Origin of the sequence: Campylobacter concisus, from assembly GCF_015230035.1 — a bacterium.
Lineage (GTDB): Bacteria > Campylobacterota > Campylobacteria > Campylobacterales > Campylobacteraceae > Campylobacter_A > Campylobacter_A concisus_BK.
The window spans coordinates 92533-107667 of record NZ_JAAKZD010000002.1; the positions used below are offsets into that span (position 1 = coordinate 92533).

12 protein-coding genes and 2 pseudogenes are annotated in these 15135 nt (G+C 38.5%); 7 read left to right on the forward strand and 7 right to left on the reverse strand.

The window, feature by feature from the left end; all coding sequences use genetic code 11:
• Window positions 1-26 precede the first annotated feature (26 nt).
• The 5 genes from G6W41_RS01690 (at window position 27) to G6W41_RS01710 (ending at window position 5947) form a co-directional block, all read left to right on the forward strand.
• Window positions 27-449, forward strand: a complete 423-nt coding sequence (locus G6W41_RS01690) for a heat-shock protein (protein WP_194170425.1) — start codon at window positions 27-29, stop codon at window positions 447-449.
• A gap of 430 nt (window positions 450-879) precedes the next feature.
• Window positions 880-2718 (forward strand): 8-methylmenaquinol:fumarate reductase flavoprotein subunit, encoded by a 1839-nt coding sequence (sdhA, locus tag G6W41_RS01695; RefSeq protein ID WP_103568870.1) that lies wholly within the window; start codon window positions 880-882, stop codon window positions 2716-2718.
• 9 nt (window positions 2719-2727) lie between these two features.
• Window positions 2728-3693, forward strand: a complete 966-nt coding sequence (sdhB, locus tag G6W41_RS01700) for an 8-methylmenaquinol:fumarate reductase iron-sulfur subunit (RefSeq protein ID WP_103568869.1) — start codon at window positions 2728-2730, stop codon at window positions 3691-3693.
• 2 nt (window positions 3694-3695) lie between these two features.
• Window positions 3696-4553 carry an 8-methylmenaquinol:fumarate reductase membrane anchor subunit gene (gene sdhE, locus G6W41_RS01705; protein ID WP_194170426.1) on the forward strand — a complete coding sequence of 286 codons (858 nt, stop codon included), beginning with the start codon at window positions 3696-3698 and terminating at the stop codon, window positions 4551-4553.
• 110 nt (window positions 4554-4663) lie between these two features.
• A complete protein-coding gene (locus tag G6W41_RS01710; RefSeq protein WP_194170427.1) occupies window positions 4664-5947 on the forward strand; it encodes a tetratricopeptide repeat protein in 1284 nt (427 codons plus the stop codon).
• A gap of 57 nt (window positions 5948-6004) precedes the next feature.
• Here the strand turns inward: G6W41_RS01710 and htpG are convergent, their stop codons facing one another.
• Complete coding sequence (gene htpG, locus G6W41_RS01715; protein WP_194170428.1) at window positions 6005-7861, reverse strand: molecular chaperone HtpG; 1857 nt, start codon at window positions 7859-7861, stop codon at window positions 6005-6007.
• A gap of 311 nt (window positions 7862-8172) precedes the next feature.
• Between htpG and G6W41_RS10415 the strand changes: the two are divergent.
• A pseudogene (locus G6W41_RS10415) lies at window positions 8173-9006 on the forward strand (Cache 3/Cache 2 fusion domain-containing protein); the annotation flags it as partial.
• A 27-nt stretch (window positions 9007-9033) separates the two neighbouring features.
• A pseudogene (locus G6W41_RS10420) lies at window positions 9034-10086 on the forward strand (methyl-accepting chemotaxis protein); the annotation flags it as partial.
• A gap of 158 nt (window positions 10087-10244) precedes the next feature.
• Here the strand turns inward: G6W41_RS10420 and G6W41_RS01725 are convergent.
• Genes G6W41_RS01725 through G6W41_RS01750 form a run of 6 tightly spaced genes read right to left on the reverse strand, consistent with a single transcriptional unit; the run spans window position 10245 to window position 15109 of the window.
• The gene (locus G6W41_RS01725) at window positions 10245-10913 is read right to left on the reverse strand and encodes a lysophospholipid acyltransferase family protein (protein ID WP_194170429.1); all 669 of its coding nucleotides are present in this window, start codon (window positions 10911-10913) and stop codon (window positions 10245-10247) included.
• Window positions 10900-12207: an SH3 domain-containing protein gene (locus G6W41_RS01730; protein WP_194170430.1), complete on the reverse strand. Its 1308-nt coding sequence runs from the start codon at window positions 12205-12207 to the stop codon at window positions 10900-10902. Before G6W41_RS01730 ends, G6W41_RS01725 begins: the two co-directional genes overlap by 14 nt.
• Window positions 12201-12866 (reverse strand): phosphoribosylformylglycinamidine synthase I, encoded by a 666-nt coding sequence (gene purQ / locus G6W41_RS01735; protein WP_012001682.1) that lies wholly within the window; start codon window positions 12864-12866, stop codon window positions 12201-12203. Before purQ ends, G6W41_RS01730 begins: the two co-directional genes overlap by 7 nt.
• Window positions 12863-13099 carry a phosphoribosylformylglycinamidine synthase subunit PurS gene (gene purS / locus G6W41_RS01740; protein WP_009293857.1) on the reverse strand — a complete coding sequence of 79 codons (237 nt, stop codon included), beginning with the start codon at window positions 13097-13099 and terminating at the stop codon, window positions 12863-12865. The genes purQ and purS overlap by 4 nt, the downstream gene beginning before the upstream one ends.
• Before the next feature lie 8 nt (window positions 13100-13107).
• Window positions 13108-13818 carry a phosphoribosylaminoimidazolesuccinocarboxamide synthase gene (gene purC / locus G6W41_RS01745; protein ID WP_194170431.1) on the reverse strand — a complete coding sequence of 237 codons (711 nt, stop codon included), beginning with the start codon at window positions 13816-13818 and terminating at the stop codon, window positions 13108-13110.
• Window positions 13819-13834: 16 nt separating this feature from the next.
• The gene (locus G6W41_RS01750; RefSeq protein ID WP_346010874.1) at window positions 13835-15109 is read right to left on the reverse strand and encodes a S41 family peptidase; all 1275 of its coding nucleotides are present in this window, start codon (window positions 15107-15109) and stop codon (window positions 13835-13837) included.
• Window positions 15110-15135: the final 26 nt, after the last annotated feature.

Sequence of the window (15135 nt, forward strand, 5' to 3'; positions counted from 1 at the left end):
TTTAAATTTAGCCAAAACCTCCCAAAATGGATCAGATAAAACTAGAAAATTTCCGCAAAGAATATGGCTTTGATATGCCGATCGTTAGGAGCTTATCGCCTGATGAGTGCTTAAAGATAAGAGAAAATTTACTTCATAAATTTAGCCTAGATGATATAGATGAGTTTTTTAAGATGGATAAATTTAGTAGGCTTGATGGCTTTAATGCGGACGAAGAAAATTTTGATCTCAAGGCTGTTTTTAGAAAGCTTAACATCGCTACACCAAATGAAATTTGCATAAATTTTAATAAATTTGAGAGCATTGATATTTTGCACTTTGATGATCTCTTTAAATTTTTTAGCGATATCTGGTATCCATCACTTGATGATATTGAGATATTTGATATAAATTTAAACTGGATCGTTTTAGTCAGACACTATGGGGCTATCTATTATTTTACTTTCTAGCTATCAAAAATTTACAAATTTATATAATTTTTGATAATCATATGATTTTTATCTCATTTAAATTTATTAGTTTTAATTATTTATTTAGTTTTAAGTAATATCCTAAAAGATACGTAGAATTAGCGATTTTATAACATTTTATCTATTTTTATTAGTATATTGCGAGATAATATTATTTTTATCTTTATCAAAATAATAAATTTAAAAGCAGTAGCTACAAACACGATAAAATGGTCTTTTACCAAATGATTTTAGCTATCAAATCTCACTATATAACCTAAAATAAATCTTTATGTTTCTTTTAAGTAAATTTTATGTAAAGTTTCATCATTAATTTTTTTATTAATATAGTTGTTTTAAAAAATATTAAGAAATGAACTGGCGGTGCGTTTTTTGACGCTAATAAACTTATTAAAATAGGAAGTTATCAATGAGTGAAAAATTTACCAGAAGAGAATTTCTACAAAGCGCCTGTATCAGCGTAGGTGCGCTAGCTACAACAGCTGGTGCGACCAATGTTTTTGCTAGCGAGTTGCCAAAGGGCAATGAAAATGGCTTGCCATCTGTTGATGTGCTAATAATCGGCTCTGGCGGTGCTGGACTTCGTGCAGCAACAGCCGTTCGCAAGCAATATCCAAACTCAACCGTCGTTGTCGCTACAAAGATGATGCCATCACGTAATGCGACCTGTATGGCAGAGGGCGGTATAAACGGCGTTACTGACTTTAGTAACGGCGACAGCTTCAAGCTTCACGCCTATGACACCGTAAAAGGTGCAGCTTATCTTGCTGATCAAGATGCAGTTGTGAAATTTTGCGAGGCAGCAGGCGCAGTCATTCACGAGCTAGATTATAACGGCATGCTCTTTTCTCGTAAAGATAATGGCGACGTGGCATTTCGTTTCATGGGTGGCGCTAGTAAAAAACGCTGTAACTACGCAGCTGATAAAACTGGCCACGTTTTGATGCACGCCTGTCTTGACGACGCTATCACGGCTGGCGTTAAATTTCTAATGGATCACGAGCTACTTGAGATCGGACTTGAGGACGGCAAGGTCGAAGGCGTCGTTCTTCGCAACATCCAAGATGGTCAAATTTACCCAGTTCTTTGCAAATCTCTAGTCATCGCAACTGGCGGATACACTAGAATTTTCTACAACCGCACATCAGTTCCATTTATAGCAACAGGCGATGGCATCGCTGCTGCGCTTAAAGTAGGTCTTGGTTTTGAAGACCCTGAGATGCTTCAGTTTCACCCAACTGGCGTTCAAAATGGTGGTACGCTTATCACAGAAGCTGCTCGTGGCGAGGGTGGTTACTTGCTAAACAACAAGGGCGAGCGCTTTATGAAAAACTATCACGAAAAGATGGAGCTAGCTCCTCGTGACGTCGTCGCTCGTGCGATCGAGACAGAAATTCGCGAGGGTAGAGGCTTTGGCGAGGGTATGAGCGCTTATGTGCTTTGCGATGTTCGTCACCTTGGCAAAGATACTATCATGAAAAAGCTTCCAAAAATTCGCCACACAGCTATGCTTTTCCAAGACATCGACCTTATCGAGCAACCAGTGCCTATCCGCCCAACAGCTCACTACTCAATGGGTGGTATAGAGGTAGCTAAATTTGATGATATGAGCACAAAAATCCCTGGAATTTATGTAGGTGGCGAGGCTTCATGCGTATCTATCCACGGTGCAAACCGCCTTGGTGGTAACAGCCTAACTGACGCAGTTGTAACTGGCGATCTAGCTGGCAAAGGTGCTGGTGCTTACGCTCAAAATGCAAAATTTGCAAGCGGTAAGAAAACTTCTGAGCTAGCAAAAATGTGGCAAGATAAATTTAAAGCCATAGCAACAGGCGAGGGTGGCGTAAATGGTATGTACGCACTTCGCGAAGAGCTTGGTAAAAACAACTGGGATCTAATGGGTATCTTTAGAACTGGTGCAAAACTAGATCAACTCTCTAAAAACCTAGAAGCTATCCAAGCAAAATATGACACCCTTAAAGTGCCAAATCAAAACCCAGTCATGAACACAGCATTTACCGACTATGTCGAGCTTGGCAACCTTATACTTCTTTCTCGTGCAGCATGTCTTGCAGCGCAAAATCGTCTTGAGAGCCGTGGCGCTCACACAAGAGAGGACTATCCGAAAAGAGATGATGTAAATTTCTTAAAACACAGCATAGTCACACTAAAAGACGGCAAGCTTGAACTTAGCTACAAAGACGTTGTGACAGGCATATTTTCACTTGACGGCAAGAAGCCAGAGTAAGGAGCTAGGATGAAAATTATTATCGACCGTTTTGACGGAACTAAAAAATATGAATCAACTTATGAGCTAACAAATGAAGAAATCAAAGGCAAAACTCTTTTAACAGTGCTTTTTGATATCAAACAAAAAAAGGATGCGACGTTAAATTTCACAGCATCTTGCCGCTCAGCGATATGCGGTGCGTGTGCTGTTAGAGTAAATGGTCACTCATATCTAGCTTGCGATACAAAAATGAACGAGCTTTTGGCTGAGTATGGCAACCCAGATACTATTAGAATTTCACCACTTGGAAATTTCAAGGTTATCTCAGATCTTATGGTGGATTGGGAGCCAAGTATCGAAAATTTACGCAAGATTAGGCCTAGCATCACTGCTAAGCCAGAATTTAGCGCTGAAAAAGGCTGTAAGCAAAGCCAAAAAGAGTACGACAAAGTCGCACTTGAATGGGACTGCATACTTTGCGGTGCATGCGCTAGCGAGTGTAATAAACTTGAAGCAGACGCGAGTGACTATATGCAGCCATTTGTATTTGTGCATGCTTATAGAGCTGCCTTTGACTCACGTAGCAAAGATCCTATGCCACACCTAAAACCAGCTATCGATAATGGCCTTTGGATGTGTGTAAAATGCCAAGAGTGTGCTGATCGCTGTCCAAAAGGCATAAGCGCATGCGGCAACATAACTGATCTTCGCATCATGGCTATACAAAAAGGCTTTAATGAGGGCATGGGACCAGATCACGCTGAGGCGTTTTTAACTGATCTAGTTGATGGCTCAGGCAGACTAAATGAGGTTAGACTTGCACTTCGTTCAGAAGGCGTTATTAAAAATATGGGCAAATTAGACATCGCTGCAAACTTAATGCTTGCTGGTAAGATGAATCCGCTTCATGTATTTGGCGAAGAAGACATAGAGGGTCATGACGATCTAGTAAAAATGATAAATGCGGCTCGCAAAGCTGCTAGTAAGGAGTAATTATGCAAAATGAATTCGCTTTTTTCCCAGGATGCGTACTCACTCAAGCAGCTAAAGAGGCTAAGATGTCGCTTGAGGCCATCGCTCCAGTACTTGGCTGGAAGCTTCACGAGATAAAGGGCTGGAGCTGCTGTGGTGCTCAACAAGCACAAGACGTAGATCCTATGGCTGCGCTTGTGGCAAATGCTAGAAACATAGCGCTTGCAGAGCAGATGAATATGCCGATGCTTACGACATGCTCAACTTGTATGCTAACTCTAACAAGAGCTAAAAGCACGCTTGATAAGGGTGCAAAAGATCGTATCAATACATTTTTAGCTGAAGGCAATATGAAATATAATGGTACATCTGAGGTAACAAGCCTTCTTTGGGAGCTTTACCAAAATGTCGATACACTAAAAGCAAAGGTTGTTAAGCCACTTAGCGGTCTAAAAGTAGCGCTATTTTACGGCTGCCACAGCCTAAGACCTGAAAAAGATCTACATAACAGAGAAAGCTCAGTAAATCCTAAAAGCTTTGAAACCGTTGTAAGCGCACTTGGTGCTACTATCGTGCCATTTGAGAAAAGACTTGACTGCTGCGGCTTCCATGCTAGCTATCCAGCTGGAAAATCGGTAAGAAAAATGTCAAGCCAGATCGTAAATAACGCTGATCAAAATGGCGCAGACGTAGTTGTCACTCCATGCCCACTTTGCCAAATGCAACTTGACATCTATCAAGAGAGATACCAAGATGAGAACAACTCAGATGTTAGAAAACCTATCATCCACCTCTCTCAGCTTGTAGGTCTTGCACTTGGTCTATCTGTAGAAGACTTAGGTCTTGATCTAAACATCATAGACGCTAGCAAGATAGCGTAAATTTAAATTTGTGTGAGCTTTGGCTCACACTCTACTTTAACGCCAAAATCAAATTTACTTATTTTTAAAATTTCTACTATAATTTATCAATTTAAATACCAAGGATAAAAATGGCTATACCAAAATTTGGCAATAATATTGCTGCAATGATCAGTAAATTTCAAGATGATGCAATGGCATATGCAAGAAAAGGTGATCTAAAAAAGGCAGTTGCAACTGCACAAAAAGCTTACAATATCGCACCACAAAATTTAAAAACTCTTGAAATTTTAAATGCTGCACTTATAAGGTTATTTGACTTTGACAAAGCCATAGAATTTGGACTAAAAACTATCAAGCTAAACCCAAATAATTTAAATGCATGTGATACTTTGGCTCATGCATATGGATATAAAGGTGATTGGCAAAAATGTGGAGAATTTGGAAAGCGTGCCCTTGAGATAAGAGATGCAATGGTAATGACCTCACTAGGAGGCAAATTGCCTGCATTGCCGAAAGTAAAAGATGAGTCAAATCGTACAAAAAATATCATTTCTTTTACGCTTTTTGGCTCAAGCCCATATTACTGCGAAACAGCTATCTTGAATGCACAATTAGTAAGAGAAATTTATCCAGAAAATTGGGTTTGTCGTTTTTACATTGATGAAAGTGTGCCAGAAACGATAGTTAAAAGATTAAAAGAGCAGGGTAGCGAGATAGTTGTAGCTGATGATGAGATGAAGAAATTTCCAAAAATATTGTGGAGATTTTTAGCAGCAGATGATAAAAATGCTAAATTTGTAGTCTTTCGTGATGCTGATAGCGTGATATCTGAGCGCGAAGCATGGTGTGTAAATGAGTGGCAGCAAAGCAATAAGTTATTTCACATAATTCGTGACGGCTCATCTCATACTGAACTTATCCTTGCTGGCACATGGGGCATGAGAGCTGGTTTGCTTAATATGAAAGATTTAATGACTGATTATTTTAAATACGCAAAAATAGATGGCAGATATGATGATCAATTTTTTCTTAGAGGCAAAATTTGGCCTTATGCAAGACAAAGCGTGCTAATGCACGATAGAATTTTTGGTTTTATGGATGCTAAAAAGATAGCGCCACATCTTTTTTTTGATTATGCCATTACACATATAGGATGCTGTGAAGGAAACGCCACTATAAATGTAAATGCACCTACAGGTGTTAAGGATGCAAGCCGTGTCAAATGGCAGTTATTTAGTAGAATTTCTCCAAAATTAGATAAAAATTTAAATATAGTTGATAGCGGTAATGAACGTTTTATTTGCGAGTATGAAGCCGTTGTAAAGAACGCTAAGATAGAAATTTTCTTACCAAGACGCTATGCGTATGGCTTTTCAAGTGGATTAAGTCGCATTAATATTGATGTGATTTAGTTTTATAAATTTAATTTTAAGTTTTAAAAAGCCCAAATTTCTTTGGGCTTATAAATTTTATATAGCTTTTATCATCACTTTTGTTAGAAGTTCTGAAAATTTAGCTGGATTTTCTAGGCTCATGCCCTCATTTAGCCTTGCCATATCAAGAAGCAAGGGCGCTATGTCATAAATCATCGCCTCATTTTTCTCAAGTTTTGCAAAAATTTCATGATCGGCATTGATCTCCAAGATCGGCTTAACTTTTGGAGCGTTTGCGCCTTGTCCCATCTGTTTTAGCATCTCTTGCATAGCGTAATCAGGGTCGTTTTTATCATATATTAGCACTGCAGCCGAGCTTGAGAGCCTTGAGCTTAGCCTAACGTCTTTAACCTCGTCTTTTAATATCTCTTTCATCTTAACAAGTGTGTTTGCAACCTTGCTCTCATCGACCTTCTCATCGTTTTTGATCTCGTCGTTTATATCAGCATGTGAGACTGATTTTAGAGGTGTTTTGTCAAATTCATTGACCATTGGCATGACGATCGTGTCGATCTCTTCGTCCATTATTAACACTTCGATGTCGTTTTTCTTAAAGCTCTCAAGAAGTGGCGAATTTCTTAGCATATTTTCGTTGTTGCCGCTGATGTAGTAGATCGACTTTTGATCCTCTTTCATCGCTTCTTTGTACTCTTTTAGGCTGATAAGTCCGTCTCTTTTGGAGCTTTTAAATAGGCAAAGATCCAAAATTTGCTCTTTTTCAGCGTTAAAGCCGTAAAGTCCCTCTTTTAAAACCTTGCCAAATAGTTTGTAAAATTTTATGTATTTTTCGCGGTCGTTATCTTTTACTTTTGCAAGCTCGCTTAAAATTTTCTTCACGCTCTGCTCTTTAACGGTTCGCATGATCGCATTTTCTTGTAAAATTTCGCGGCTAACGTTTAGCGGCAAGTCTTCAACGTCGATCACACCTTTGATAAATCTTAAATACGGTGGCAAAAGCTCTTTTGCATCGTCAGTTATAAAAACCCTCTTCACATAGAGCTTCACGCCACTTTGATAATCAACCCTAAAAAGATCGAACGGCTCGGTGCTTGGCACATAAAATAGCGTCGAGTACTCGATCTTGCCCTCAGCTTTTGTGTGGATATAAAGGAGCGGATCGCTACTGTCGTGTGAAATTTGCTTATAAAAGTCGTTGTAGTCTTGCTCTTTTAAGCTGGCTTTATTTAGTCTCCAAAGTGCATTTGCCTTGTTTATCTGCTCGTTTTTGCTCTCGTATGTGCCTTCTTTTTCACCTTCTTTTGGAGCGACGTAGCTCTCTTTATCCATAAATATAGGATAAGGGATGTGGTTTGAATATTTTTTAACTATCTCTTCGATACGCCAAGAATTTGCAAATTCATCGTCATTTAAATGGAGGATTATATCCGTACCAAAGCCATCTTTTTTAGCATCTTCGATCTCGTAGCTTTTTGCATCAGATGTCCATTTATAGGCCTTTTCGCTTAGCGCTCGTTTGCTTATGACTTCGATCTTGTTTGCCACCATAAATGCTGAGTAAAAGCCCACGCCAAACTGGCCGATCAGCGAGCTATCTTTTTTAGCATCGCCGCTTAAGCTTTGCATAAAGCCCTTTGTGCCACTTCTTGCTATCGTGCCTAAATTTGCGATAAGCTCGTCTTTATCCATGCCGATACCGTTGTCGCTGATCGTTAAAATTTTAGCTTTTTCATCTACTTTGATGTCGATCCTTGGAGTGTAACTTAAGCTTTTATACTTTTCATCGGTCAAGCATAGGTAGTTTAGCTTATCAAGTGCGTCGTTTGAGTTTGATATGAGCTCTCTTAAAAATATCTCTTTGTTTGAGTAAAGAGAGTGGATCATCAAATTTAAAAGATCATTTACCTCGGTTTGAAATTCAAATTTATCTGCCATTTTCTTTTCCTTGTTTTAAAATTTTTGGCAGATTATAGCACAAAGTGATAAAAATATACTTAACCTTGATAGCACTACTATCAAGTTTTTTAACTTTATTTTTTAAAATTTGTGTTATAAAAGTAATAATTATAAATATAAAATTAATGTAAATTTAAAAAATATTATTAAATATGCGTTTTTCTACATTTTTTCATTTAAAATAGGAGTATAATTAAGATGAAAAATTAATAGCATGGAGGGATGAGATGAATTTACGTAGTATTTTAGTAAAAGTTTCAGCAACGATTGCTGTAGTTTTAGCGGTCTGTATGACATGTTTTGTTTTCTATACGTCACATATATTAGAGCGTGAGATCAAGGATGGAGTGGTAACTACAGTTAAACAAGACGTTGCCCTTGCGATGGATACAGTTGAGCTATTTGACAGAGATAATGTAAATAGCGCTGAGACACTGCTTAGTGTCTTTAAAGAGATAGCTGGTAAAATCTCATCTGATCATCAAATGAGCAAAACTGGCAACTATGAAGCACTCGAGCTTGTCTCTCAAAGTGGTGTTTTAAACAACAACTATGATATCATCGATAAATTTGGCAGAGCATCAAAAGGTGGAGTTTCTACTATTTTTGCTAAATCAGGCGATAGCTTCTTAAGAGTAAGCACCTCTATAACGCAGCCAGATGGCAGCAAGGCTGTCGGCACTCTACTAGATAAAAGTAGTCCAGTTTTTAAAAGCGTAATGAATAAAGATAGATATGTAGGCGTTGTAAAACTATTTGGACACAACTATATGAGCATATATGAGCCTATTGTTAATGGTAATGACGTTATAGGAATTTTATATGTTGGTTACGACTTCACTGAAGGCCTAGAGGATCTTGAAAAAACAATGTCACAAATGAATTTAGGCGAGCATGGGTATTTCTCTATCTACAACACAAAAACTAATAAATTTGAGATCCACCCAACTCAAGCTGGTAAAGAGCTAAGCAGCGATATTAAAGCTGCTATGGAAAAAATAGCGAAACAAAAAGAAGGTGTTGAATTCGCTAATACTGGTGGTGTTGAGCGTATAGTTGCTTTTGAGCCATTTGACAAGCTAAACTGGATCGTGCTTGGCTCAGCTGTTACTGATGACTTTTTAACACCACTAAAAGTAGTTAGTAAAAACTTCATCATTGCAAGCATTATAGTTACCTTGCTTCTTATAGTTGTATCTATATTGCTACTTAAAAAGCTAGTTGCAAATCCTATCGATAGACTAGGAGCAAATTTAAATGCTATAACATCTGACTTTACACTTAAAATCCCAATCTACGGCAAAGACGAGATAGCTAAAATAAGCAATGATATAAATAATTTCATAGAGCGCATAAGAGTGCTTATAAGTGATACTAAAAACCTTTCAAGTGAAAACAGCTCAGTCGCAAATGAACTAAGCTCTACCTCTCTTCAAACAGGCAAACGCGTAGAAGAATCAACCCAGATCGTTGAAGAGACAAATCAAAGATGTAAGTCTATGCAAGAAAGCATGAAAGAGTCTCTATCTATAGCTCAAGCTGGTAAAGATGACCTTCAAAAGGCAAGCACTCATATAAAAACAGCAACTGACGCTATCAGAGCCCTATCAACTCAGATAGTTGATTCTGCTAATGTAGAAAATCAAATGGCAGGTAAGATCGAGCAGCTTAGCCGTGATGCTGAGCAGGTTAAATCAGTGCTTGTTGTTATTAACGATATCGCAGATCAGACAAATCTACTTGCTCTTAACGCAGCTATCGAAGCAGCAAGAGCTGGTGAGCATGGACGTGGCTTTGCAGTCGTTGCTGATGAAGTTAGACAGCTAGCTGAGAGAACTCAAAAGTCTCTAACTGAGATAAACGCAACTATCAACGTTATCGTTCAAGCGATCAATGATAGCAGCGAGCAAATGGGCATCAACTCTAAGCAAATTCAAGAGCTAACCCATGTGGCAAGCGACGTTGAAAAGACTATAAATGATATGAGTGCAACTATGAATAACGCCATAGCGATGTCTGATAAGACTATGCAAGACTACATCGCAACTGGCAAAAACGTAAATGAGATCATGGATGGCATCTCAGAGATCAATCAAATTTCATCTGAAAATGCTAGAAGCGTCGAAGAGATAGCTTCTGCGGCTGAACATCTAAATAAGATGACAGATGCGCTAAATACAAAACTAAGCGTCTTTAGAACTTAAGTTTTTACCTCTTTTACCTTTTAAAATTTAAAATTTAATGTTTTAGGTCTAGCTTTGGCTAGACCTTTTTAAATTTATAGATAAAATTTTCTCGTATATAAAACAAAAAATTTATAAATAATAATAGAGTAGGGCTTTGTAAATTTACAAAGCTAAATTTATTTTCTATTTTCGTCTAGGACTTTTTGCATGCTCTCCCTAGTCGCCTCTAGCCAGTTTTGTTTTGAGGTATTGACTAGATCAAGACAAAAGAGCTTGATGTCAGCTTTTTTAAAGCTAAATTCTTTCACTTTCATCGCATCGCTTCCGACGATTACGATAGGTTGAACCTTTAAATTTAGCTTTTCAACTAGCAGTTTTGCGCCACCTTTAAATGGCAAGAGCTCTTTAGTTTGAGACCTTGTACCTTCTGGAAATATCGCTAAAACACGTCCATTTTCTACTCTGTCTTTTGCTTCGCTTAAAAGTTTTATTAGCGAGTGCTTATTTTCTCGCTCGACTGCTATCATCTTTGGAAGGCTCAAAATTTTACCGATGATTGGGATCTTGCCTATCTGCGCCTTTGCGATCCAGCAGATATTTTTAGGATGGATCTCTTCAAGCACGATGATGTCAAGCATGCTTTGGTGATTTATCAGCAAGATATTTGCTTCGTCGCTAAATTTACCGATGACTTCTAGCTTATATCCGCCAAAAAATCTCTGCGATCTGCCCCAAAATTTTCTTATGGCTCTATTTTTAGAGTTAAAGAGCCACATAAAAAATACGACGATAACAACGCTTATCACAAATTCAATAGAAAAGAAAAAAGCTCTAATTTTTGACAAGATCACCCTTTCTTACCCAGCCGATTTTGCCATCTGCGAATAAAATTTTTGAGTAGTCATCTTTTGTGTCTAAAATTTCAACATTTTCGTTTTTACGAGATGTATAAAAAACGGTTGAATTTTTAGTCGGCAAGATAGTGACGCTCACATCTGGCTTAAGCACTGCTTTGCCAAAAGGATTGTAAGTGTAAATCCCAAGTGCGATAAAAACAGCTGCCACAAAGAAGTAGCTTAGCTTTCTTCGCCAGATCGCTAGCAAGATAAAGATAGCGACCAAAGAGTAGATCGTGATATCTTTGTAAGTGCTAAATTCGCTTTGTTTTGGATTTAGACCGATTTGCGTGCTAACCTCGTCCTCTTCGACGCTCACAGGCAGTGAAAAGCTCTCAAATTTGGCTTTTTTTAGGTTGTAGTAGTTAAAGTCAAGCGTCTTTTTGTTTGGCTTAAACACTGCAAAATAATATGCACTTTGCGAGTTAAAGTCGCCGTTTATCGTATCTACGCCTTGCTTTAGGATAGTTTTATTTTCGATATTAAATGCGCTTAGATCGACATTGTTGCCGTAAATCTCAACGACCATGATGTTGTTTATATCATCAAATTTAGTCGTTTTAAATTTCTTCACCTCAAGGTTGTCAGCGACGATGTGGTTGTAGTTCTCGTCACTTCTAAGCTCTTTTAGCTTTGGTAAAAAGATATTTATGTTTGAATTTTGATAGTTCTCGCCATTTCTTTTTAGATCCAAGCTAACTCGTAAAGTCTTTGCATCAATGCTCGTTGCTTCAAGGTAGAAAGTGCCGATATATTTGTTTTCATCGCCTTTTACCCATTGAAAATTCTTCTTATTTAGCCATTTGATATTTGTCTCATCAAGCTGTGTCTCAAACTCAAACTCAAGGTCGCTTTGCGTATCAGCTACGATCTCAACGCTAAAAATTTCTCCTACGACGACATTTTTAGGGATATTTGTCGCTTTTAAAAGGAGGTCTTTTATTTTTATCTTGTCATAGACTTGATTATCAGGGACGCTGATGTCTGGTTCGTTTGTCGGCACGATATTTCGCATCTGCTCTGGAGTGATACGCTCTGGCTGTGGGGCGATAGAGCGTGGAGATACGAGCTTTCTTGATATTTCTTCTTCGCTTGGAGTCTTTGTTTGTGGCTTTGAACTTGGGCTATTTACAAATCTATCCTCTCTTGCCTCATCCATCATGTCAAAAACGCTGACTTCATCAGTGTTTGCGGCAAATAAATTTAGCGCGAGTAGGGCGATAAAAAGTGTTCGTTTTACCAAACTAGCCCTTTTAACATCTTCATGCCATCATCTGTGCCTAAAATTTTCTCGCAAGCGCGCTCTGGGTGAGGCATAAGACCAAATATCCTCTTACTCTCATCGCAAATCCCAGCTATGCTATCAACTGAACCATTTGGATTTATCTCATTGCCGTGGCTGTCACAGTATTTTAGCAGGACTTGCTCATTATCATATAGGCTTTTTAGTGTATCTTCGTCGGTATAGTAGTTGCCCTCTCCATGAGCGATAGGGATATTTACTACTTCATTTTTGGCTAAATTTGCTAGGAATTTATTGTTATTTGAGATCACTTTTAGGTGGTGATATTTTGAGACGAAATTTAAATTTTCATTTCTTCTCATCGCACCTTTTAAAAGTCCAAGCTCAAGAAGCATCTGAAAGCCATTGCAAATTCCTAAAATGTAGCCACCTTTTTTCGCATGCTCTTTTACAGCCTGCATAGCAGGGCTAAATTTAGCTATCGCAGCCGTTCTTAGATAGTCGCCATAGCTAAAACCACCAGGCAAAACGACTAGATCGGCATCGATCTTATCTTCTTTGTGCCAGATGATCTGCGTTTGGCAGCCAAGTAGCTTAAAAGCGTGAGCTGTGTCTTCTTCGCAGTTTGTGCCAGGAAAAAGTATGATGGCTACTTTCATAGCACGATCTCGTAGTCTTCGATGACAGTGTTTGCTAGAAGCTCTTCACACATCACTTTTAGCTGCTCTTTTGCTTTGTTTTTATCGCTCTCGTCGATATCTAAAACGATTTGTTTGCCTATCCTGACATTTGAAACACCGCTAAATCCAAGTGAATTTAGCGCGTGCTCCACCGCCTTACCAGCAGGGTCAAGGACCCCACTTCTTAATGCTATATTTACAACAGCTTTCATCTTTGTCCTTAAGAAAGAATTCTTCTTAAAACTTCTTCGTAAGCTACTTTTACGCTACCAAGGTCTTGTCTAAATCTATCTTTGTCAAGTTTTTCGTTTGTTGTCGCATCCCAAAATCTGCAGCTATCAGGGCTTATCTCGTCAGCTAAGATGATGTTGCCATCTTTGTCGATACCAAATTCGACTTTGAAATCAACTAGTTTTAAATTTCTCTCTGCAAAGAATTTAAATAATATAGAGTTGATCTCTCTTGCTGTGCGTCTTAGTGTTTGTAGATCTTTTTCGCTCTTTACTAGACCCATGATGATGCAGTGCTCATCAGTAACTAGTGGATCGTGTAAATCGTCGTTTTTATAGTAGAACTCAACAAGTGTAAAAGGTAGAACTGTGCCTTCTTTTATGCCAAGTCTTTTGCTAAGTGAGCCAGTTGCGATATTTCTCACAACAACTTCAAGAGGTATGATCTCGCATTTTTTGACCACTTGCTCAGTGTCGCTGATGGTCTCAACAAGGTCAGTGACGATACCTTTGCTCTCTAGCAGTTTAAAAAGCTGAGTAGAGATTTTGTTATTTAGTGCGCCTTTGCCAGCTTCGTTGCCTCTTTTTTGAGCGTCAAATGCTGTTAGATCGTCTTTAAATTCAGCCACAAGTAAATTTGGATCGTCTGTGGCGTACATTTTCTTGCCTTTTCCCTCGTAGATAAGCTCTCTTTTTTGCATGTTGTTCTCCTTTAGATTATTGTTGTTTTATCTTTAAAATTTTGATCGTATCAATCGCTGTTTTTAACTGAATATCTTCATCGACTTTTTTCTGTGTGATTATATTTTTATCATCTTTTGCTTCAGTTTTATTACCCTCGCTTGTTGGATTTATCTTGTTTAGCTCGCTTTTTAGGTGTGCTTTTAGTTCGCTCTCTTTGATGCTAAATGCGCTATCATCACTTTGTGGTACTTTGCCAGGATGCACAACTACATCTGGTGTTACGCCAACAGCTTGGATGGTTCTGCCGCTTGGCAAGTAGTATCTTGCGATGGTTAGCCTTAAGGCTTCAGTGTCGTCTATTGGTAAGATCACCTGAACGCTGCCTTTACCAAATGTGTTTTCGCCGATTATCACCGCACGCTTATGATCTTGCAACGAGCCACTTACGATCTCGCTAGCACTTGCACTTCCGCCATTTACAAGGACAACTAGTGGGAGTTTTGATGAGGTTTTGCTAGCGCTTGCTTTATACTCTACATTTTCAGATGCATCACGACCCTTTTGAGATACAATGACGCCGTTATCTACGAAAAGATCTACTAGATCGACAGCTTGATTTAAAAGACCGCCAGGGTTGTTTCTAAGATCAAGTATGATGCCATTTGCTTTAGGATACTCTTTGATCGCCTCTTTTACCTTTGTGACGACGTTTTTGTCAAAATTTGTGACGCGTATATAAAGGATGTTTTCATTTTCTATCATTTTTGCATAGACAGACTCAACCTTTATAAGATCCCTTATGATCTTTACGTCAAATGGCTTTTGCTCGCCTTTTCGCAAAATTGTAATTGTTATCGGAGTTTTTGGCTTGCCACGCATCTTATTTACGGCTTCATCTATCGTTGTGCCGATAGTTGAGTTGCCATCGATCCTTAAAATGATATCGCCTGCCTTTATGCCTGCTTTATCAGCTGGAGTGTCTTCGATAGGCGAGATAACGGTTAGTGCGCTATCTTTCATGCCAACTGTTATACCAAGTCCGCCAAATTCGCCGCTTGTTTGCACCTGCATATCTTTATATGCTTTTTCATTTAAAAAGCTTGAGTGAGCGTCCAAATTTTGCATCAAACCAGCGATGGCTTTGTCGATTATCTCTTTAAATTTAATGTCATCAACGTAGTATTTTTCAACGGTTGAGATGGTTTTTGTAAGTTTTGAAAGTGCTTCAAGTTTTGCACTCGCCTCATCTTCAGTTTTAGCAAAAAGTGCATTTACTGCTACGCTTGAGATGAGCAGGGCGCCTGTTATTTTTAGCGCAAAAGATCTAGTAAATT